21 protein-coding genes are annotated in these 19,905 nt (G+C 62.8%); 2 read left to right on the top strand and 19 right to left on the bottom strand.

The window, feature by feature from the left end; all coding sequences use genetic code 11:
• Positions 1-94: 94 nt before the first annotated feature.
• The 14 genes from repC to GGR45_RS13955 all read right to left on the bottom strand — a co-directional run bounded on the left by repC (position 95) and on the right by GGR45_RS13955 (position 11,810).
• Positions 95-1,342, bottom strand: a complete 1,248-nt coding sequence (repC, locus tag GGR45_RS13895) for a plasmid replication protein RepC (protein ID WP_082049419.1) — start codon at positions 1,340-1,342, stop codon at positions 95-97.
• A gap of 470 nt (positions 1,343-1,812) precedes the next feature.
• A complete protein-coding gene (locus tag GGR45_RS13900) occupies positions 1,813-2,703 on the bottom strand; it encodes a replication initiator protein A (RefSeq protein WP_043061531.1) in 891 nt (296 codons plus the stop codon).
• A gap of 330 nt (positions 2,704-3,033) precedes the next feature.
• The gene (locus tag GGR45_RS13905) at positions 3,034-3,492 is read right to left on the bottom strand and encodes a MarR family winged helix-turn-helix transcriptional regulator (RefSeq protein WP_061781136.1); all 459 of its coding nucleotides are present in this window, start codon (positions 3,490-3,492) and stop codon (positions 3,034-3,036) included.
• On the bottom strand, positions 3,462-3,944 hold the full coding sequence (locus GGR45_RS13910; protein ID WP_082049413.1) for a hypothetical protein: 483 nt from the start codon (positions 3,942-3,944) through the stop codon (positions 3,462-3,464). Before GGR45_RS13910 ends, GGR45_RS13905 begins: the two co-directional genes overlap by 31 nt.
• 13 nt (positions 3,945-3,957) lie before the next feature.
• Positions 3,958-4,305 carry a hypothetical protein gene (locus GGR45_RS13915; protein WP_043061526.1) on the bottom strand — a complete coding sequence of 116 codons (348 nt, stop codon included), beginning with the start codon at positions 4,303-4,305 and terminating at the stop codon, positions 3,958-3,960.
• A gap of 27 nt (positions 4,306-4,332) precedes the next feature.
• On the bottom strand, positions 4,333-4,830 hold the full coding sequence (locus GGR45_RS13920) for a helix-turn-helix domain-containing protein (RefSeq protein ID WP_082049410.1): 498 nt from the start codon (positions 4,828-4,830) through the stop codon (positions 4,333-4,335).
• 540 nt (positions 4,831-5,370) lie between these two features.
• Entirely contained in the window at positions 5,371-5,982 is a 612-nt protein-coding gene (locus GGR45_RS13925; RefSeq protein ID WP_043061525.1) for a DUF3800 domain-containing protein, read from the bottom strand.
• Positions 5,983-6,510 (bottom strand): helix-turn-helix domain-containing protein, encoded by a 528-nt coding sequence (locus tag GGR45_RS13930; RefSeq protein WP_043061524.1) that lies wholly within the window; start codon positions 6,508-6,510, stop codon positions 5,983-5,985. It lies immediately after the preceding gene.
• A 312-nt stretch (positions 6,511-6,822) separates the two neighbouring features.
• Positions 6,823-7,857, bottom strand: a complete 1,035-nt coding sequence (locus GGR45_RS13935; RefSeq protein ID WP_082049422.1) for a site-specific integrase — start codon at positions 7,855-7,857, stop codon at positions 6,823-6,825.
• On the bottom strand, positions 7,857-8,714 hold the full coding sequence (locus GGR45_RS13940) for a hypothetical protein (RefSeq protein ID WP_147035409.1): 858 nt from the start codon (positions 8,712-8,714) through the stop codon (positions 7,857-7,859). Before GGR45_RS13940 ends, GGR45_RS13935 begins: the two co-directional genes overlap by 1 nt.
• Positions 8,715-8,937: 223 nt before the next feature.
• A complete protein-coding gene (locus GGR45_RS13945; protein WP_175312626.1) occupies positions 8,938-10,500 on the bottom strand; it encodes a hypothetical protein in 1,563 nt (520 codons plus the stop codon).
• A 130-nt stretch (positions 10,501-10,630) separates the two neighbouring features.
• Positions 10,631-10,942 (bottom strand): ATP-binding protein, encoded by a 312-nt coding sequence (locus GGR45_RS13950; RefSeq protein WP_183988989.1) that lies wholly within the window; start codon positions 10,940-10,942, stop codon positions 10,631-10,633.
• A 228-nt stretch (positions 10,943-11,170) separates the two neighbouring features.
• A complete protein-coding gene (locus GGR45_RS20030; protein WP_353653269.1) occupies positions 11,171-11,581 on the bottom strand; it encodes a type II toxin-antitoxin system VapC family toxin in 411 nt (136 codons plus the stop codon).
• Positions 11,562-11,810, bottom strand: a complete 249-nt coding sequence (locus GGR45_RS13955) for an AbrB/MazE/SpoVT family DNA-binding domain-containing protein (protein ID WP_043061538.1) — start codon at positions 11,808-11,810, stop codon at positions 11,562-11,564. The genes GGR45_RS20030 and GGR45_RS13955 overlap by 20 nt, the downstream gene beginning before the upstream one ends.
• A gap of 234 nt (positions 11,811-12,044) precedes the next feature.
• Here GGR45_RS13955 and GGR45_RS13960 point away from each other — a divergent pair, with 234 nt between their 5' ends.
• A complete protein-coding gene (locus tag GGR45_RS13960) occupies positions 12,045-12,701 on the top strand; it encodes a recombinase family protein (RefSeq protein WP_018251285.1) in 657 nt (218 codons plus the stop codon).
• Positions 12,702-12,808: 107 nt separating this feature from the next.
• On the opposite strand, the gene GGR45_RS13965 is transcribed toward GGR45_RS13960, so the two are convergent.
• Positions 12,809-14,266, bottom strand: coding sequence for a DUF4403 family protein (locus tag GGR45_RS13965; protein ID WP_298090532.1), 1,458 nt, complete (start codon positions 14,264-14,266; stop codon positions 12,809-12,811).
• Between the two features lie 258 nt (positions 14,267-14,524).
• Between GGR45_RS13965 and GGR45_RS13970 the strand changes: the two genes are divergently transcribed.
• Positions 14,525-15,094 carry a DUF4142 domain-containing protein gene (locus GGR45_RS13970; RefSeq protein ID WP_018251282.1) on the top strand — a complete coding sequence of 190 codons (570 nt, stop codon included), beginning with the start codon at positions 14,525-14,527 and terminating at the stop codon, positions 15,092-15,094.
• Between the two features lie 65 nt (positions 15,095-15,159).
• Here the strand turns inward: GGR45_RS13970 and GGR45_RS13975 are convergent, their stop codons facing one another.
• The 4 genes from GGR45_RS13975 to GGR45_RS13990 all read right to left on the bottom strand — a co-directional run bounded on the left by GGR45_RS13975 (position 15,160) and on the right by GGR45_RS13990 (position 19,883).
• Positions 15,160-15,591, bottom strand: a complete 432-nt coding sequence (locus tag GGR45_RS13975; RefSeq protein WP_018251281.1) for a MarR family winged helix-turn-helix transcriptional regulator — start codon at positions 15,589-15,591, stop codon at positions 15,160-15,162.
• Between the two features lie 100 nt (positions 15,592-15,691).
• Positions 15,692-17,119 carry an efflux transporter outer membrane subunit gene (locus tag GGR45_RS13980; RefSeq protein ID WP_030541334.1) on the bottom strand — a complete coding sequence of 476 codons (1,428 nt, stop codon included), beginning with the start codon at positions 17,117-17,119 and terminating at the stop codon, positions 15,692-15,694.
• Positions 17,119-18,645, bottom strand: a complete 1,527-nt coding sequence (locus tag GGR45_RS13985; protein ID WP_018251279.1) for a DHA2 family efflux MFS transporter permease subunit — start codon at positions 18,643-18,645, stop codon at positions 17,119-17,121. Before GGR45_RS13985 ends, GGR45_RS13980 begins: the two co-directional genes overlap by 1 nt.
• On the bottom strand, positions 18,645-19,883 hold the full coding sequence (locus GGR45_RS13990) for an HlyD family secretion protein (protein ID WP_018251278.1): 1,239 nt from the start codon (positions 19,881-19,883) through the stop codon (positions 18,645-18,647). The genes GGR45_RS13985 and GGR45_RS13990 overlap by 1 nt, the downstream gene beginning before the upstream one ends.
• Positions 19,884-19,905 lie beyond the last annotated feature (22 nt).

A 19,905-nucleotide genomic window follows, 5' to 3' on the forward strand; every position in this document is an offset into this window, starting at 1 on the left:
GGGACCGCAGGTGCAGGTGAAAATCTGAATGGATCCGTGTCGAGACATAGTCCACGTTTACCACAGGACGTTATTGGACGCCAAGTCAGGTTTGTCAGTGTGCTGCCATTCGTTCGGTCCGGAATCCCCACAGGCTCTTTGCAAGATCGAGTTCGTCGCGCTTTGCCTTGCCGATCATTCCCGTGAAATATGCGCCTGGCGTCAGCCGAATTTCCGACCGCGAATGGCGTTCGGCGGTAATCATGATCGCCACCGCTGCGGCATCCGGCCCAAGCTTTTCCAAGGCGTCCACATAGACCCCGATGCGGATCCCGAGATCGTTGCGCAGCCGAGAGGCGGCCCGATGAATATCGGACCACGCGGGTCTGCTGTTGCCGACGTACATCGCGGTGGTCGGGAACATCTCCATCAACTCTGCTGGACGAGTGTTGAAGCGACTGTTCGACGGTGACGCCGAGAGGTCGGCTGGAGGTGGAGCGGAACCGATTGGATCAGAACTACAAGCTCGCTCAGCCCGTACATCTTTGATGGGGTGAGGGCTGGTTTGTATATGTATGAAGGGCTCATTTTTTGACCCTGACCCATCATTATCTTCAGGAAACATACATTCGTCGATGGTCGTGGCAACGAGTTGCTCGACGTGCGGCAAACGGCTGAGTGCAGCCCGATAGAGATCACTGTCACGCACGGAACGCGCCTGCGCTGCAGCTTCAGCCACGCTATCGATGGCTTCCTGGAGGGCAAACCACCGCGGGCCCGTCAACCGCATATCGGCTGCTTGCGCGAGTGCCTGACCAACAATCCGGCTAACGCGGGCAATCTCCTGCCGACCCTCCTTGAAGAGCCGAGATTGTGCCGAATAGGCATCGGCGCGCTCGCGAAGCTCCTCGAAGCGGATGCGAAGCGGCGAGAGGTCGACACCAAAGGCGGTTGAGATTGCACCCGTATGATCACGGCGGCCTGTGCGCCGTCCATGAGCGCTGTCGCGCGCGAGGATCAGTCCGAGCGCTCTGAGCTGCCGGAGACGGGCTTTGATCGCACTGACCGTCTTGCCGGCGTCCTCAGCGAGCGTGAGGTTGCTTGGCCAGGCGATCGGCGTGCGCCCTTCCTTCCAATCATCGGCATGGGTGTAGCTGATGAGGTGTTCGAGCGTCTGTAGCGCACCGATCCCAACGCCTAGCGCCGCTGCTGAGCGCTTGACGACGGCGAACACCGCTTTCCGGTCGACCGTCGTCGGCGCATCGACAATCCTAGTCTCGAGCGCGCGTGCGATCTGGCGGGAGAAGGCCGTGATCGGTCGGGCTCCCGTTCCCCCCGTAAAGGCATTCTGGGTATAGGTCATCGTTCGTCCCCTCGTTCGAGGGGCCGTCAGCAGGCAAAACAGAGGCGTGGCGCGAAGCGCGCTCCCTTGAACCGAGGCTCGGAAACCGGTACGTGGAAGATCTCTGAGTGACCGGTCAGCGTTTGGCGACGCTGCCACGTTGCGATTTCTGGGTGCCCGGCCTTCGTGCCGGGCATTCGTTTATGTGCTCACGGCCACCCTTTCTGTTCGGTCTCACGCTGGCCGCCGAGCGGCCGCGGAGAACATTAAGGGACGATGCCAGCCCAATCAGGGGTTCGGAAGCGGGCACGACTCGTGCTTTCGCGGACCGAAGCGAGAAAAAGTTCGTGCTTTGACGGACCGACGCGGAGTCCGTTCGTGCTTTGACGGACGTCCATTCGTGTTTTGGAGGACGCTACTTCGTGCTTTGACGGACGAAAGTTCGTGCTTTGAGGGACGCTCGTTCGTGTTCTCGCGGACCGGTCCGCGAATCAGTCGCGAATCGCGTCGCTGGTCGTCTGCTCGGCCGACAGAAGGGCCTTTTTCGGCGTCAACGTGACCAGGGAAGGGGCCGCGACCCTGCGTTTCGGGGCGTCCACTGCAGGAGCATCTGCTTCGTTGAGCAAAACCCGGTAGTCAGGAATCGAGTCCAGGTCCGCGATGCCACGCAGAACGTGGCGAAAATGCTTCAGCGTGTTCTGATAGCCAAGCTGAAGGCGCAAATCGTTCAATCCGATCTGCACGGGACCATCGATACAGGTGGAGCGCGCGACTTCGTAAAGTCGTCGTTCGACTGGACCAAGCTGGAAATAGTCCGGCGAATATTCGAGGACCCGGCGATCGCGCAGGATCGCACGGTATAGCCAGTCACAAAGGCGGACTTTCACGCCCTTGAGACGTGGTTCACCGGTCCGTGTCTTCGTATATTGGAGTTGCGCCTCGGACAGCCACGAGAAGAAGCCCGTCTGGCCTTCGCCACCGGCTTCGATGTTCGTCTTGATCTGCGTACCCTGAAGCCGTCCTAACGCATCAGAGAGGCGTGTATAGGAGCGTGCAGAACCGCTGACCCCCGTCACTCGGAAGAGGTCGTGGGCCGTAAAGTAGAACTCCTGGGCCACGCGCTCGCCTGCATCCATCTTCGAGACAAGCAAGCTCGCGATATACAGTAGGATCTCCTTGTCATAGATTGTGGCAACACCGCTGGGACCAGGGCCGATCTCTATGGAAACACTGTCAGTCTTATAGACTAAGGAGCGCTTCAGCGCAGTCTTCGACAGCGAAAAGAAGGGATAGGCCATGAGTGAGTGCTCACCGCGAACCTCGGTGAGGAGCGGACTGTCGAGGACGAAGAGGTCGCCCTGCGTGGGAGAGGTGCCCGTCATGCCGCCCAATCCCGGGTCCGCAAAAGCACGAAAGCCCGCTCGCGAAGGTCCGCGAAAACACGAAGGGCGGGAGTGCCACCGAGGGAAAACGCTCGGAACAGCGCACTATCGGAGTGAAGTTCGTGTTTTTGCGGACCGACCGCGCGCCCGATGCTGGGAGCCACGCGGAGGGTCGTTTCGACATGGAGTTCGCGCAGATTCATACGAGCCGCTGTAACAGGTTGGCGCCGCAGTTCACAGTCGTTGCTCGGGCAGGTCGCGCGTTCCTGCTACTGCTGCAAGCGCCATAGGGTCTCCTAAGTGGCTCACTAACGCGTCTCTCATCGCCGGCTATCCGGTCGCGCGGGACGATGCGATCTGGAGATCGAGCCACTCCTCTGCGGCATTCCTCAGCCGTGGAAGCATCGACACGTTCGCTCGGCGCCGATCTGCCGGGTCGGGGATGCGCTCTATATAGCCGACCGCTTCAAGCTGCTCGATATGCCTGAGCGCAGTGGTCATTGACGCCCCGCTGAGGGAGCAGAGTTGCGACACCGCGATGTCACGGTGCTCGCCCTGCGCTACATAGAGCTCAAGGATCATATCCCAGCTGGGATCGAGGAAGCGCGCCCCGGAAAAGCAGCGGGTGCGTCGACGGCGCCCGGCCAAAATCGCCTTAGCTTCGCCAAGGCGCAGGTCCGCGATCGTGCCCCCGGCAGCGGCGGCAGATAGCAGGCTTTCCTCGACGGCCTTACGCGGAAGACGGACGATGACGTCGATCAGTTCGTCGCCCGCTGATGCTGAAGCCATGATCGTCGCGATCCATTTTTCAGATAGGGCGCAGCATCACGCGGCAATCGCATCGTTCCCAGCGCAAGCGCGCCAAGCGCGAGATAGGCGTAGATACCGAGACCTGTGTGATAGGCGAAGAGTGGAATGCCGGGCAGTAACGCTCCGCACAGGCTCATAAACAGGCCGCCCAGCGCGAAGCCGGCTGCCCAGATCGGCCAGAAACGGATAGTCGTCACACCTAACCAAAAGAAGCCGCAGGCGACTCCCAGGTCCACAACCAACGTTGGAAAGTGCCCGGGATCCCAAGCGACCTTGGTAGAATAAACGCGCAGACCGGTCGTGAGAGCGAAGCCCGCCAAGTTTATTAAAACACCCAGTCGCTCAGGCCTCCCGCCGCGTACGAGAGCGAACAGAAGAACCACTGCCATTATCGCATTGAACAGTAAGGCGAGTAGAACTTCCACTTTCATACGCGGGTTCGCTTCAGGCAGTGGCCACTTCGACCGGTGATTCGATTTCGGCGTTCATCGGCGGCTTTGGGAGATTTTCTCCCCAGCTCGTCTCGTTCAGGCCGAGATGACGGCCGACCCGCTCCGTGAAGGGGTGAGCCCGCATCGCCATCTGATCCTGACCTTCGACCAGAGCAGCGAGCGCAGCTACCGTCGCTTTGACGGTTCGCTGCGCCATCGCCGGCGAGAGCCGATGAACCTCCGTCGCATCGAGCGTCGTCAAGAGGAACTGGGCGGTGTCGCGCGCCGCCAGGTTGATCGATCGCTCCGCCTTGCGAAGTTCATCCGCCACGATGCGACCAGTATTCTCGAGTGCCTGCATTACGTCTCCTTGGGCGCCGCAGCGCCGCTACCGTACCTTGAGGCCGAGCAGGAACGTCAGCGTCAGCATCACCATACCCGCGACGGTCAGGCCGATTGGAGTGAGGATCGCAATGATCGCACTCCAGATCGCCGCCTGCTTCCAGGTGAGCATGTTCGCTGCCGCCCCTGCGGTCGGCAACGGCGGTGGGAGAGGAAAGACGTGCTCATCGCTAGGTAGGACGATTGCAGGGGGCAAAGCCTCTACCCCTGCATCGTGCTCCGCGACGATCCGGGCGGCGTCGATCCGGCTCGTGGTGCCCAGCAAATTGTTAGCCTTCAACAATTGCTTATCGACAGCGCGGGGACTTGCCCCGGTTAACATCGCGATCTCCTTCGAACTTCGATGCTGGTAAACGAGACGGAGGTAGGAGAGCTGCCGTTCGCTCAATTGGTCGACAGGCGATGGTCGGTCAGAGCGCGCGGGGCTATCCGTGGCGGTTTCGCTGGCATCTGTCTTGTCGTATCCAGCGGGTGATATTTCCATGTGTCGACCCTGCAGGATGGAGCGATTCGCCGCCAGAAGTTCCGTAATCCATGTTGGGACGCGTCGTTCCAGCAGAACAGCCGGCCCGCGGGAAACGAACGGTAGCGAACCGATCCCGCGAAACTGTCATTCAGCAAACAGGCGGACGTAGCGGCGGGCAGATTGGCTCCCTTGAGATCGGGTGGTTGTCACGGTCGCAGTGCGGTACAGGCCGTCGGCTTTGCCTAGCGTCGCCGTACCCGCGGTCAGGCCGATCTGGCAGCAAGGGAGGAGAAGCGGCGCCGCCTTCCAAGTACAAGGCGTTAACGACTACCCGGTACAGGTTGTCGCCGGCTCCCGTACGGGACACGCGTGACCACTGGTACTTGTATCCGGCATGGCGAGCGCGTACATGGAGCGGGCAGGGAGACCTGCAAAGCGACTTATTCCGGCCCCGTGTTGGATGAGCGCTGTGGCTACCCAGGGTCTCAAACCCTGGTTGCCGGCCACCATTCTCCCTGACACGTTTCTGAGCCGCCCTTCGGGGCGGCTCTTTTCGTATCAGAGCAGATCGATCCCGTACTTTTCACGCAAGCCCTGCGCGTTCATCTCACCATCCACGATCCAGCGCCGCGCATAGGCCACGACATCGGCAAGCTGAAGCAGCCGGGAGGCCCCGGAATCAAGGCGGACGACCCGATTGACGCCTCTGAAGCGACCGTCGTCCTTGCGCGCCCGCTCCATCTCGGCATCAAAATCAGGGTGATCGTTATGCTGATTGACGTCGGTGATGACATCGACGTTGCCGACGCTGTCGCGCCCGAGCACTGAACGAAACCGCTTCATGCCGATCTTCACCGTCTCGACGACCGCTTGTGCATAGACGACCGGCGGGGCCCCCTGCCGCCCCTGAAAATGTTGGTTGATCATCACCACCCGATCGAGGTCGGCGCCAGCACGCAGGCGATCGAGCAGTCCTTGAAGATAGCCGTTCGCCATTTTCACGGCATGGACCTCGTTTGCATCCGCCGGCAGCAGGTCGCTGAACGCCTTGTCGAGACGCCCGGCTTCCCGAGCGAGGACGAAAAGCGCGCCGAGCTGAAAGGGGCCGCTGCCGGCGGTCCCGGACTCGTCGATGAAGCACAGCACCTTCTTGTTCAGGCCCTTCGTCACTCAGGCCTCCGCATCCGCCGGAGCCGCCGCTGGTCGGCGGCGCCGCATGCCAGGGCGGGCGACGGCCTGCCGCTTGGCACGCGCTTCTTCGGCTGCCTCACGGAAGTCCGGCTCGATCTCGGCCAGCTTGTCGACCAGTCCCTGAAGATCATATTCGTTCGAGATCTTGCCACGGTGCGACGCACGGCGTTCGATCCGGCGCACGAAGCCCGCCTCCTCCAGTTCCGCGATGTAGCGCTGCACCTGGCGCTCGCTGAGGTTGAGGCGCAGTGCAAGATCGGCCTTCTTCGGAAAGGGCTTACGGCCGGCATCCCACCAGAAATCGGCGAGCTGGATCAAAACGGCAAGCTGGGTCGGGTTGAGCCCGAGACGTCGCTGCGCGCGAAGCAGCAGCGAAGGCAACATGCAGAACCCGAGCGCGATCACCTTTGCGCCCCATTTATTGGCGGCCGCACCCGACTTTCGAGGCGCTTTCGCCGCGGATGCCGCTTCCAGCTGGCCATCTTCGCTTTCGATCTTGTCACTCATCCGATGTCTCCGTAGGCTCGCAGATGAGCGCTTGATAGGCCGAAGACAAGACTGACCGACCGGACACCTCTGCCTGGTCGGGAGGAGACAGATGCATCTCCTCGGACGAGGCAGAGGTGTCCGGTCTGAATAAGGACGCAAGTAACCCGATTAACCCGTAAACCGATTAAGCGAGATAAACAGGTACCAGACAAAGACGTCCGGTCGATTATCTTAAAGCGCAGCGGCGGCCGAGCGACCCGCCCTGACTGGACGGACGCAGAGCGTGCCCTCAAACCGGATCGGATCTCGGATCGCCACGTTGCGCGATCTTCAGAGGAACTTGTCGCCGGCGTGGTCGCGAAACGCTTCGTGATCGCGGACATAGCCGCTGACCGTCTCGATCGACCGGTGGCGGCTGTGGTCCTTCATCTTGAAAAGGTTCGCGCCTTGGCGTCCCGCCTCGGTGAGGAACCCAGCGCGCAGCGAATGGCCTGAGAACAGTTCGGGGTCGTAGCCCGCGGCGGCCGCGCGCGCTTTGACCACCAGTGCGACGCCGCGATCGCTCATCGGCTTTTCGGTCAGGCGCCCTTGTGGGGTCAATTTCCGGAACAGGAAGCCATCCGTGATCGGCGCCGCCGATATCCAGGCTTTATATAAGGCGACTGGTGCGATACGCCGGCGATCGGGAATGACCACGTCGGCGCCCCGTCCAAGCTGGTCGCCCTTGGCATGCGGCACATGGATGCGCAGACCCTCGGCCAGCTCGGTCACCTGCGAAAAACGGATCGCCACCAGCTCGGAGCGGCGGAACGCCCCGCCCATGCCAACTGCGAGCAGTGCCCTGTCGCGCAAGCTGCGGACGCTGTCGCCATCGATTGCGCGCAGCATGTCACGCAGGATATCGCCGTCAGCAGCGCGTTTCTTCGCGACCGGCTGGTCGCGCTTATCGGCACGCACGCCGCGCATCGCGCGCTCCAAGATGTTGGCGTTCACCTGATCGGTCGGCGGCGGGTGCCCCGCCGCGCGGTGGGCGAAGATGATCGCGGCGAGCCGTCGGCCGATGGTCGAGCGCGCGCGGCCCTGATCGGCGAGATCGGTCAGGAAGGCCGCAACGGTGACTGGCGTCGCTGGAAGGGTGACCAGCGCTCGCGCCGCGCACCATTGTTCGAAAATCGCCCAGTCTGACCGGTACGCACGTAGCGTCGCCGACGACGACGCACGCTCCATGTAGCGGGCGATCCGCTCCTGGTCATCGATGCCAAGCCCGGCGAGCGGCAGGTTCGCCTGTGCGACATTCACCAGGCTCTGGCGATCATCTAGCTGCGAGTGATCGTCGGCTATCGGCTCATCGTCGTCTATCGTCATCAGCCGAAGATCCCGCCAGCCCGCCATTCGCCGATGCGGGCAATCGCTTCGTCGGCGTAGGGGCGGGGGAGACCATCGTCCGGATCGCGCCAACCGGGATAAAGCTCGACGCTACCGCCACTTACACGCGCCAAGGCGATCGAGCCGCCGATATCGCTTCCTGCGTCCGCCGCGATCACCGCCTTGATCGCCCGCGCCGGCACATACTCGATGCTGCCGCCGAAACCCCCGTCGATGGCCGCACTGATCTCCGGTTTATGACTTCCCAGAAGATGGAAGCTCCCCGGCTGAGAAAGGTCAATCTCGCGCGGACCATAGAGGCGTCCGGCCTCATCACATCCGAATTTGAAGACCTGCACCGGCGGGTTGCCCGTGCGGTGCGGGGTTTGACCAACCACGAATGCCTCGAAGCGCCGCTCCGTTTCGCCGGCGTAGCGCGCGCCGATACGGCCGATCATGTCGGCAATGTCGCTGATCGTCGGAAATTTCTCGAACGCAGGGCCGTGCATCGCCTTCAGATACGAGGTCGCCAGCTGATACGTCGCGCTCGCTGGTTGAGTGTCACCAGCCCAGGCGAAGGCGATTTCGGAGTGGTAGGTTGGCGTCATGCCGGGACCGCCATCCTCGTGCTCCTGGAAGAACCGCAGCGTGATCGGGAGAATCTTCATCGCGGCGTCGGTCGTCGGGATGCGGCCATGCTCGGTCGGCATGCTGATCCGGCTATCGGCGGCCAGCCAGATGTCGCCCTCGTGGATCCACGGCTCGACCGGAAACTCCGGCGGCTCGCCCTCCCATGCTTCAATCAAGCTTCCTCGATCCATCAGCTCGCGCCGCCGCCAAACTACCACACTCGTCATGGCCGCGACCGTACCCGAAGCTGTAGGTTTTCCCGAATCAGTGGACGACGTCGCGCTCTGGAGCGTGCACCTTTAAGGGCAGACTTGAACCTGAAAGAGTGGATGTTCCGCGGCTAACGCGCAGCTGGATCTATGCAGGTTGCGCTAGCAGGTTACCTAGGTCGTATCTGCTGATGCTCGGCGCAATCGAGCACACGACGGCAGGCCAGCCCTCGACCTCCGCTCAATCACCGAAATCATCGTCATCAACCGACCCTGGCTTTGCAGATACTGAGCTCATAGGCATCAGTCTCTTTCGGCTCAGCCCAGCAGCGTGCAGTGTCGACCGGTTCCGCATCCAAGCGTCATTGACTAAGTCCTGCCACTGAATGACCTCTATCTGCCCACTATAAGCGCCGCGCAGAGGCCTAATGCGACCTTGGCCGTTCGCAGTCGTGTCCCAACTCGATAGCTGCTGGGTCAAGTCCCCCACAATGTCAGCAACAACATAACAATAGAAGATGCAATCCTTGGCTATCCTGACGCGTGAGCGTCCGAACGACTCAATTTCTCCGCCCTGCATTTGGGCTAAATACCTTGTGATCTGTTGCTCTATCTGGTCCTTGGCACCGCTATAGTTTCGCCGACCGGGTTTCTTGAATTCGACCACCATAACCCGGCGAAGCGGCTCCGATAGGTCAACCGCATCGGGCTGGTCAGGATCAGTGGAGCTCAGACCGTAAGCCAAGTCCCATAGGAATAGATCTGGCCGATCGGCCGTACCGCCTTCAACCAGTACTTCATCAAGGCGCTTGTCAGAGGAGAACGCGCGCGTGAAGGCGAGCCGCTCATCGACGATCCAGAGCTCGTGCGCCCGGCTCTTCAGCTCAGTCACGTCATCGCCACGAACGTTCATCGGGCAAATGAAGGAGTGAAGGGTCCGTTCCAGGTGATAGTCGTCGGCACTGCCATCGCGACTTCTGATCCTAGTGATGAGCTTTTCGAGTAGCTCCAGAGCAAGCTTGCGGCGCACGACGTGCTGCGCGAGGGCTAGCTGCTCCGAAGCCTGAATTTCGCGAGCTGCATCCGAGACGGTCTGGCCGAAACTGAAGGGGACGGTTCCGGCGTCAAGCGCATCAATGAGCCTTTGCAGCGCATCCTGTCGCTCCTCGTCCCGCCGGATCTGAAACTTAACGAGAAAAGAAGCGAACTCCTCTGGCGTCGCCGCATGAAGCGGCACTCGGCCGAGCTGTGTATCGTCATCGTCAAAACCGTAAGTGGGGTAGCGTTCGACGAAGGACTCGTACCGCTCCCTCCGCGTTTCGAAGTAGCGCCGCACCTGGTCTGGGATCATCTGCGATCGAACGGCATCCATACATTGCCGGCTGATCTGCTTGAGCGTTCGCTCCGTAAGGTTGAAGGCTGTTCGCCCCTCATTGACCCGTAGATCGAGGTACTCGCCCGAAACGCAGCCATGGAAGGCGAGGTCCTGTTCGCCATCACGCTCCAGACGCTCGACGCCAAGCAAGTTGTCAACCTTTCGGCTCTCGACGGTACGTCCATTGGCCAGAAGGTGCAGCTGATGAAGGCCCTCCAAACCCGTGCTCGCCTCAGGCTTGCAAAAGAAGCCGGTGATTTGGAGCTCGCCGAACTCGTCGCTCAAGATCGTTGCCTGCATCGGCTCGCCAACGACGAGGTCAGAAACCGCTTTCGGGTATTCTGTCACCTCACCGTCCACATCGACGAGGATCGTCGGACCACCACCTAGCAAAAAGTCCGCAATGAAGTGCGCGCTGAAGTAGCGCATGAAGGTGTCGGCTCGTTTGGGGAAGGGGTCAGCATACTCTCTCGTACGGAGACCGCGGAACTGCACCCTTGTGCCGTGGTGCCCGGCCGAGTCCGGCTTATCTTCGTACGTCGGCACAACTTGCTCGGCATTATTGAGGACGAACTCGAACGACCGCCGCTTGAACCTCTGTGGCGTCGCGATACCCACTTTCGATAGTGATCCCGTCGAAGGCGTCTAACCAGAACAGGCGCCCCACGCCCTTGCCGCCTTTGCTCCGCTTAAAATCTGTATCGATGGTACAGAATGCTCCGTACCGCTCCTGATCGAGCCCGATCCCGTCATCAGCGACCTCAATGGTGATCTTCGCCGGGTCGCTTAGATGCGAAACGGATATGTCGATGCGTCCTTCGGACACGCGATCGTCAAACTCATCCTCGATCGCGAACATGGCATTGCTCACGGCCTCAAATAGCGGCTGCAGGCTCTGCGTAGCGTTCGAGGGCTTGGGTAGCTTTCGGACGCGGTTCTCGATGTTAGGCGTGAGCGCCGGCAATGGTCCTGTCTCCCCAACGGATCGGCCGCTTATATCTCAGGCAGCGATCGCGGCGAGCCTGTCCTTGCGCCATAGCGAACGCGTCTGCTGACCCAGTAGGTTGAGCATACCGTACCCAAAAGCACGAACTTGCGACTACACCGTCCGCGGTCGCACGTTGGTGATGGTAATGCCAACGTCCGCGCTCGCCAGAGGTCCGTCTGTCGTAAACATCTCAGCTTGCAAGTCGATCGCCAAGGCAAGACATGCCCGCTCGCCGAGGGACAGGCCGAGCGCCATCGTCGCTGGCCGAAGGTCGCCTACTATGAGCGCCTGGGCAGGAGTAAGCGGCCGGACATCGAGGTGCAGCCCGCCAAGCGCCTCACGCACGTCGTCAAGTGGCAGTCCTCGGACCCGTAGCTTGGAAATGACCTCCGCGAGGTTGGTTGTTCCAATGATGCTGCGAGTCAGGACATCGACTACCCGATCCGCCCCGGGTTCATCATTCAGAAGGCAGAGCAGGGCGGAGGCGTCGAGTACGACTTTGCTACTCACGCTCCGCCTCACGCCGACGCTCCGCGATCAGCTCGCCAGCCAAACCGACGCCTTCGGGCACATACCTACGCAGGATCGCGCGAGCACGCTCAAGTGCCTTAGGCACGGAACGTACCCGCAGCTCGCCATCGTCCACATCGACGAGAACGGTGTCACCCGTGGTGATCCCGAGCTCACGGCGCATTGCCGCCGGGATCACGAGCTTACCACCGTCCACGATCTTGACCCTCTGTGCTTCCATCTGCACCAAACCCGCTGCTCTTACCCGCCCAACGGCCTTATACCGGAGAGCAAAGTCGGACACCAGCGTGGAGGCAGGGATCGATGCACGGCCGATCACCAATATAGCGTTCATCGATGATGGAGCAGCTACTTAGACCCGGCTCGCTTAGCTAGGCTACGTAGGACCGGTAGTTGCCGATCTGAGCCGACTGCTGCATGACTGGCTCACAAGGGTATACCCAACGGAGCCAACATGAGTACGACCGTCCGCGCTGCTCGCGTGTACCTGCGCGTCAGCACCGATGAGCAGGATCTTGAACGCCAAGAGGCGATGGTCGTGTCCTCGCGTACCGCGGGGTATTATGTCGCAGCTGTTTATCGCGAGAAGGCTTCCGGCGCGCGTCCTGACCGGCCCGAGTTGCTTCGCATGATAGCCGACCTGCAAATGGGCGAAGTCGTTATCGCCGAAAAGATCGATCGGATCAGCCGCCTGCCGTTGGCTGAGGCGGAGAGGCTCGTCACCGCTATCCGCGACAAGGGAGCGAGGCTAGCCGTACCAGGAATTGTGGACCTTACCGATCTTGCTGAGGACAATGGCGGGGTGACGCGCATCGTCCTAGAGGCCGTTCAAGACATGTTGTTGAGGGTTGCGCTTCAGACCGCTCGCGATGATTACGAACTGCGCCGCGAGCGGCAGCGGGAGGGCATAGCGATCGCCAAGCGGGAGGGACGCTATACCGGTCGAAAACCAGACTTGGCCCATCATCGCCGCATTGTCTCACTTCGTGAGGCAGGGATGAGCATAGCGAAAACGGCGGCGCTAGCGGGCTGCAGCATCGCACAAGTCAAGCGCGTTACAGCCCTCCACCGGGCGACCAAGCAGAGCGATGCGTGTCCGACGATACCGTGAGATAGAGCCGGACTCAATTCGACCTCTGAATAATTCTGCTAGGATGGAAAGAGGCGGCAGCGTTGCCGCTGGGACGGTCAAGCAGCCGTGAAGGCTGCAGCGAGATCTCAATTTCTGGCCCGTACTGGCGCAAGGCTAATCGTGGCCGTGCCGCGCCCCCATACCGGTAGGTAGACGCCTTGCCCCGCCGCCTTCAACTGGCCCGTCCGCACGTCCGTCACACGGGCACGCACGATTATGTCGCCAATCCGCTTTTCGTCGATCGCACGGGTGATCTTGCCGATTAGCTTGTCGAAATCCTTTTCGAAGTTCTGGGTCAGCGCGGCTGACACAGTGCCTGATATGCCGGGAGTGTTGGCGAGCTTCAGGAGCAGGCTTGTCCCGACCGAGTCGGCCACACCGGCGACAGTGAGATCGTCGAACGCTACACGGCGATCGTTGACGGCGTTCCGCGGCGTGGCGGTAAGCCAGATCGTGCCTTGCGCAGGCTCCCCACCTTCGGCTGCCGCACTGAAGCGAAGCCCGACCGCGATCTTGTCACCCGTGGTGCCGTAGACGGTCACCTGGTGAAACTGCGCGCGCACGGCCCCGACACCAGGCACTTCGAAGGGCCGGCGGGAACGCTTCGCCAATGCCTTGGCGAGCACAGGCTCCAGCTGAGGATAGTCGGCGATGACGGGGATGGCGAACAGGATGCGGCCGGGTCCGGGCTGCGTGCGCGTCATGTCGGGGAGCGGCCGGCGCTGCGGATCAGGCGGCCGATCGCCGACAAAAGTCTCCGTCCCCGCCGTCATCCCTAGCGCCAGGTTCACCCGGTTGCGCGAAATGGTGTAGCCTCCGTAGCTCAACTGCCGGGGCGTGATCCGCATCCACACCGGCGGGTTCGCCCGGTTCAGTTGGACGGAGGTGAACGCCGACCCCCAGACCTGCGCGATCTGCTCGCGCAGCTGCAATCTGCCGAGCTCCTGCGGCAGCGAGCGCTCCAGGCGCTCGACGACGCCGGCGAGCTTGGCGTCGGCCTTGCTGGTGAACTCGATTCGCTGGCCGAGGAAGTCGACGTGCGGCTCGTCGGTCCAGTCGTAGGCGATCGACACCGTTGCGCGCGGCGACCAGTCGCGGGCGATGTCGAGCCTGACCACGGCCCGGACGCGGGCGTCCGCCTCCGCCGTTTCCCGGCTGAGCACGCCGCCCACGTCGCGGGCGCTGATCGCGGCGTGAAGCGGCATGGTGACAATGATCGTTTTGCCCGAGCCCTCCAGCACCAGCGGCCCTCGGACGACGGTGCCGGTGATGCGGCACTGGATCGCGGGCGTCTTGATCTTCGCGAAGAGGATCTTGACCTTTTTCGGCGGGAGGCAGGTCTGCCCCGGCTTGTCGATCGACCAGAGGCGACGCGGAACCGCCTGTTCGAGGCTTGCCGCCAGCTTGTCCATGTCTGCAACAATCGGGACATCCATGGTAGAAGTCTGCGGGGGCACGCTGATGGTGTCCGTCGCTCGCGGAGGCGCCTCGCGAGGAGTCCGGTCGCAGCCACTAAGGCATGCAACGCAGAGCAGGGCGGACACGATCGAGACACTCGAGAGTTCGTTCTCGCGAAAAAAAGCCCCGGCAATCTGGCCTGCCGCTTCAGCTATCGACCGACTCGGCGTTGAGACGGTTGCCCGAGCGGTCGTGTTCTTCATCGCCGCGCACCTCCAGCCGTCCGAGCGGCCACCATCCCATAGGTTTGCCAAATCAGTTTCGCAAAAGGGAACCGTTCCGTTTCTTTATCGTTCGGCCGGTTGATTTCGGTCAATGCCTGACAACACCAACGGAGGCCCTCTATGAAGATTGCGATTGTCGCTGCGCTGCTCACCCTGGCGCCGGTTACGGTGTTGGCGCAGGCCGTTTCGCCCGCCACTTCGGGAACGATGACCAGCGCCGACGTCGGCGTCTCGCCGATCTCGGGCCAGAGCGGCCCTAATTACGTGCTCGCCGCGGCCGACGCCAACCTCTACCAGATCAAGGCCGCGCAGCTCGCCGCGACGCGCGCGCAGCGGGACGACGTCAAGGCCTACGCAAAGCGCGTGCTGGCGGAAACGCAGAGCAGCCACAAGGCGCTGCTGGCAGCGCTGAAGAATGATCAGCGCACGATCAAGGCGCCGCCCTCGAACCTGTCCGCCGACCGCGCCGCCCTCCTAAAGCTGCTCCAGAAGGCGCCGAAGAGCGCTTTCGACAACCTGTATCTGACCCAGTCGGCGCAGGTTCAGCAGGCTGCGTGGGCGGTGCATAAGGGCTATGCACAGGATGGGACCGACCCGGCGCTGCAGCAGGTTGCCGGTACTGCGGTCCCTGTGCTGGAAAACGAGCTCACCACCGGCAAGTCGCTTACTCCCTCCGGGCTTGCAGGATAGGTGATACCCGCCGGGCCAGGTCGACGAAGCCCCCTTCGACCTGGTCCGGCACTTGTTTGCGGCGATCACTGCCTGGAGTGCAGCCGGCGGAATTGCTCCCGTGCTTCGCCGCGCATGAGCTGCTGCATTACGATCCAGTAGCCCGTGACGGCTGTTTCTCCTGCCGCTTGGTAAGCGTTCGCCATGTTGCGCCTGAGATCCTCGAAAAGCGCGTTTTCGAGCGCTCGCCCCTCATCGGTCAAAGAAAGCAGCTTTTGACGACGATCGCGCTCCCCGACACGGCCGCAGACGAGCCCGCGATCCATCAGATCCCGCATTACCCTGCCAAGCGATTGCTTCGAGACGCAAAGAACGTCCAGCAGTTCGCTGACAGAGATTTCCGGGTACCCGCCGAGGAAATACAGGGCGCGGTGATGCGCCCGCCCGAGGTTACGCGTCGCCAGTTCGGCGTCGGCATGCGCCAGATGGGATCTGTGGGCGAAGAACATCAGGTCCATTCCTCCCCTGATCGCGTCATCACGCAGATACTGGGCAGGGGGCGGCAGAAGCGGAGCCGTCACGCGGTCGGCGCCCTCCGCTCGCATAGTTGGAAGACCGTCACGGCTGGCTCCATCCAAGTCCCATCGCCTTTTGAAGGGCAACGAAGGCACGATCAAGCTCGCCAGTGGCTTCCAGCACCGACTGGTCGGCAGCCAGCGCCGCGCGTTCGGCATCGATGGACGTGGTCAGCGGTATCGCTCCCTGCGCGTATCGCTGCCCGGCATAGGTCGCTGACTGCTTGGCGCCGTGCCGGCTCTCGATAGACGAAAACAGGTTCCGGCGCTGATTCCCGAAGCGGGTCAGGCTGCTTTCCGCGTCCGACAGCGCGCCGAGAACCGCCTTGCGGTATTGTGCTTCCGCCTCGTCGCGGTCGGCCCGCGCCTGCTCGACCCGGGCACGGTTACGGCCGAAGTCGAGGAAGCTCCAGCTGATTCGCGGCAGGAGGAGGCCCGCGACGCTGTCAGGATCGATCACATCGGCAATATTGGGACCACCGAGGCCAATGATACCCATGATGCTGACTGATGGGAACTGCCGGGCGACGTTGACACCGATCTGCGCGTTCGATGCCGCCAGCTGCCGCTCGGCTGCGCGAATGTCCGGCCGGCGTCGCAGCATGGCGGCCGGATCGCCGATCGCGACATTCCTCGGGATCATCGGGATCGGCGCGGGGGAAGACAGCAAGGCGTCGTGAGCACCGGGTTCGTCGCCGGTGAGCAGGGCAAGCTGGTCGAGCGTGGTTGCGATCTGCCCTTCGAGCGGCAACAGCCCGGCCTCCGTGCGGGTCAGCTCGGTCTGGAGCCGAACCACCTCGTCGCGCGACGATGCACCGCGTTGCTCACGCTGTTGAAGCAGGGCGAGTGATCGCTGCTGAAGCGCTGCGGAGCGGCGGGCCAGGATCAGACGCTGCTGAAGTTCGCGCAAGGTCACATAATTCTGGGCAACCTCCGCCGAGAGACGAACCTGCGCATCGGCCCTATTGGCTTCGGCTGCCTGCGCCTGGGCTTCGGCACCTTCGGCGGCACGGCGTCGGCCGCCGAACAGATCGATCTCCCAAGACGCGTCCAGGCCGGCGTTGTAGAATTCGGCCCTGGTACGATCGGATTGCTCGCCTTGCGTCGGCAGCGCGAGCGAGCCGGCGGGAAGATCGGCGACGATCGCAGTCCCTGACCCCGAGACGGTGGGAAGCTGGTTCGCGCGCTGTTCGCGCAAGCTGGCGCGCGCCTTGCGGATGCGCGCCTCGGCGATCGCCACGTCCGGATTAGAGGCAAGCGCCCGGTCGATCAGCATCGTGAGCTGCGCGTCGCCCATGCCTTCCCACCAGCGTGCGACAGGGGTCTGCGGTGACGTGACGGCCTGATCCGCGCGGCGAAATGTCGACCCGGCGCGCTCCCCGCTCGCAACGCCCGGCGGGCCTCCATAGTTGGGGCCGACGACGCATCCAGTCAGGAGTGCGGGGAGAATGGCCCAGCCAAGTCGCTTCATCAGTGCATCGCCATCTGCGTGTCGGAGGAGATCGGGCGGAGGAACAGCGCCAGCGGCGTCGTGATCGCGATCGCGACGCCCAGCGCAAAAAACAGGTCGTTATAGGCCATGACGGTAGCCTGTTCGAGAAGTTGACCGGCGAGCTGCCGATACGCGCCGGCTTCGCCGGACGGCATGACCATGGCTTTAGCGAACCATTCCTGCGTGGTCGCCGCGTTGGCCGACACCGTTTCGCCCAGCCGGTTGAAATGCAGAAAGGTCTGCCGGTCCTGGAGGGTCGCCATCAGCGCCAGGCCGATCGATCCGCCAAGGTTTCGCCCCGCGTTGAACAGCGCGGACGCATCGCCTGCGTCTTCGGGCGCCACGGCGCTGATCGCGGCCTGGTTGAGGAACATCATGGCGAAGATCTGCCCAAAGCCGCGCACGAGCTGAGAGTTCGTCAGGTCCCCACCGGCCGACCGCGCGGTGAGATGCCAGTCCATCGCGCAGCTGACGCCGATCAGCGTCATGCCGACAAAGACCGCCAGCCGGACGTCGAGATATTTGAACGCGAGCGGCAGGAACGGCATCAGCATCAGGGCGGGGATGCCGGAGACGAAGACCACCTTGCCCGATTGCAGCGCGCTGTAATCCGCCATCGACGAGAGAAACTGGGGGATGAGGAAGGTGACCCCGTAGAGCACGACGCCGATGATGAGGCTGAGGACGAATACGCTGCCGAAGGAGCGGCTGAAGATCAGTGACAGCTTGAGCACCGGATGCGCGGAGCGGACCTGTCCGATCGTGATGAGCGCGAAGCCGAAGACCGTGGCGATCGCGAGTTTCACGATCATGGCGGATTCGAACCACATCTCGCGCTGCCCCTCCTCGAGCATGACGGTGAGCGCACCCAGGCCGATTGCGAGCCCTGCGATCCCGAACCAGTCGGCATGGCGCAGCTGGTCGAGCCGCAGACGCTCATGCTTGAGCCCGAACAGCAGGAGCAGGACGAGCCCGGCACAAACCGGCACGTTCAGGAAGAAGGCGTAGTGCCAGCTGTAATTGTCGGTGAGCCAGCCGCCGATGATCGGCCCGAGCACCGGACCGAGGATCGCGGTGCCGCCGAACGCGGCGGTGCCGATCGGCTGTTGCGATGGCGGCAGCCGTGTCGCGATGATGGTCATCGCGGTCGGGATCAGCGCACCGCCGGTGAAGCCTTGCCCTACACGCCCGGCGATCATCATCGGCAACGTCGTCGAGATGCCGCACATGATCGAGAAGCCGGTGAAGCTGATCGCCGCACCCAGAAGGAAGTTGCGCAGACCGAACAGACGCACGAGGAAGGGGCTAAGCGGGATCATGACGATTTCCGCCACGAGATAGGCGGTCGCGACCCAGGTGCCCTCCGTTCCGCTCGCGCCGATCTCGCCCTGGATGGTGGGCAAGGCCGCATTGACGATCGAGATGTCGAGCAGCGCCATGAACGACCCGATCGTGCCCGCTGCGACGGCGAGCCAGTCGCGCAGGCCGGCGCGTTCGGCCGCCATCAGCGCCCGCCCTGCGTCTCGTCGTGCTTAAGCCGCTCGGTTTCCTGTTCGATCCGGTCACGACTTCCTTTTGCGCTGATCGTGTCGACCGTAACCTCGACCGACAGGCCGGGACGCAACACCCGGCGCGCCTCCGGCCCCGCTTCAATGCTGATCCGCACGGGCACTCGCTGAACGATCTTGGTAAAGTTCCCGGTCGCGTTCTCGGGCGGGATGAGCGAGAACTGCGCGCCCGTGCCTGGCGAGAAGCTCGCAACCCGGCCGCGCAGTTCGGCGCCGTCCAGTGCATCCACCTTGATGGTCACGGGTTGCCCGACGCGCATCAGCGCGACCTGGGTCTCCTTGAAATTGGCCTCGATGTAGAGTTGATCAACCGGCACCACCGACATCAGCCGGGTCGCAGGCTGGACATATTGCCCGGCCCGGACCGCCTTGTCGGCAACAACGCCGTCGATGCTGCTGCGGATCTCGACGGCGCCGAGGTCCGTCGAGGCGCGCGCAAGCTGCGCCTGCGCGGTGCCGCGCTGCGCCTCCGCCTGGCCGATGCGAGCCGCTTGTGTGGCGACACTGCGACGGGCGGCGAGGTAGGCGGCGCGCTGCGCGCGCAGCTCCGCGGCGGCTCGATCACGCTGCAGGACGAGGTTGGCGAGGCGCTCGCGCGATTCCGCCCCTGTCCGAGTGAGCGGTTCGTAACGTCTTACCTCGTTTTCTGCCGCTGCCGCGGCAGCCTCGGCGCTCGCAACCTGGGCGGCGGCCTGAGCGACAGTGGCCTGCTGCTCGTCAAGCGTCCGGCGCGCGGTCGTGATGTTGGCGCCGGCCGCGGCAATCTGAGCTTGCGCCTGTTCGACATTGGCGCGGTAGTCACGAGGATCGAGGACGGCGAGCAGCTGGCCGCGGCGGACAGGCTGGTTGTCGGCGACGAGGACACGCTCGACATAGCCGCCCACCTTCGGTGAAACGGTCACGAAGTCCGCGCGCACATAGGCGTTGTTGGTCGACTGCAGGTATTGGCCGCTCGCGCGGTAGTTCATGTACCAGACGACCGCCGCGACGATGCCCGCAACGAGCGCGGCGATGAGGACGTAGCGGATGATCGGATAGCGCTCGAGAAGCGAGGGCTTCTTTACGCCGTCGTTCTCCTCGACACCGTCCTTCGACCTAGCTTCTGGCTGGGAATGCGCATTCCGGTCGTCATGCGGCGCATCGCCGCCTCGATCTTCAGCATGCTCGTCAGCCACTCAGCAACCCTAACGTATGTAA

Origin of the sequence: Sphingomonas zeae, assembly GCF_014197135.1 — a bacterium.
Taxonomy (GTDB): domain Bacteria; phylum Pseudomonadota; class Alphaproteobacteria; order Sphingomonadales; family Sphingomonadaceae; genus Sphingomonas; species Sphingomonas zeae.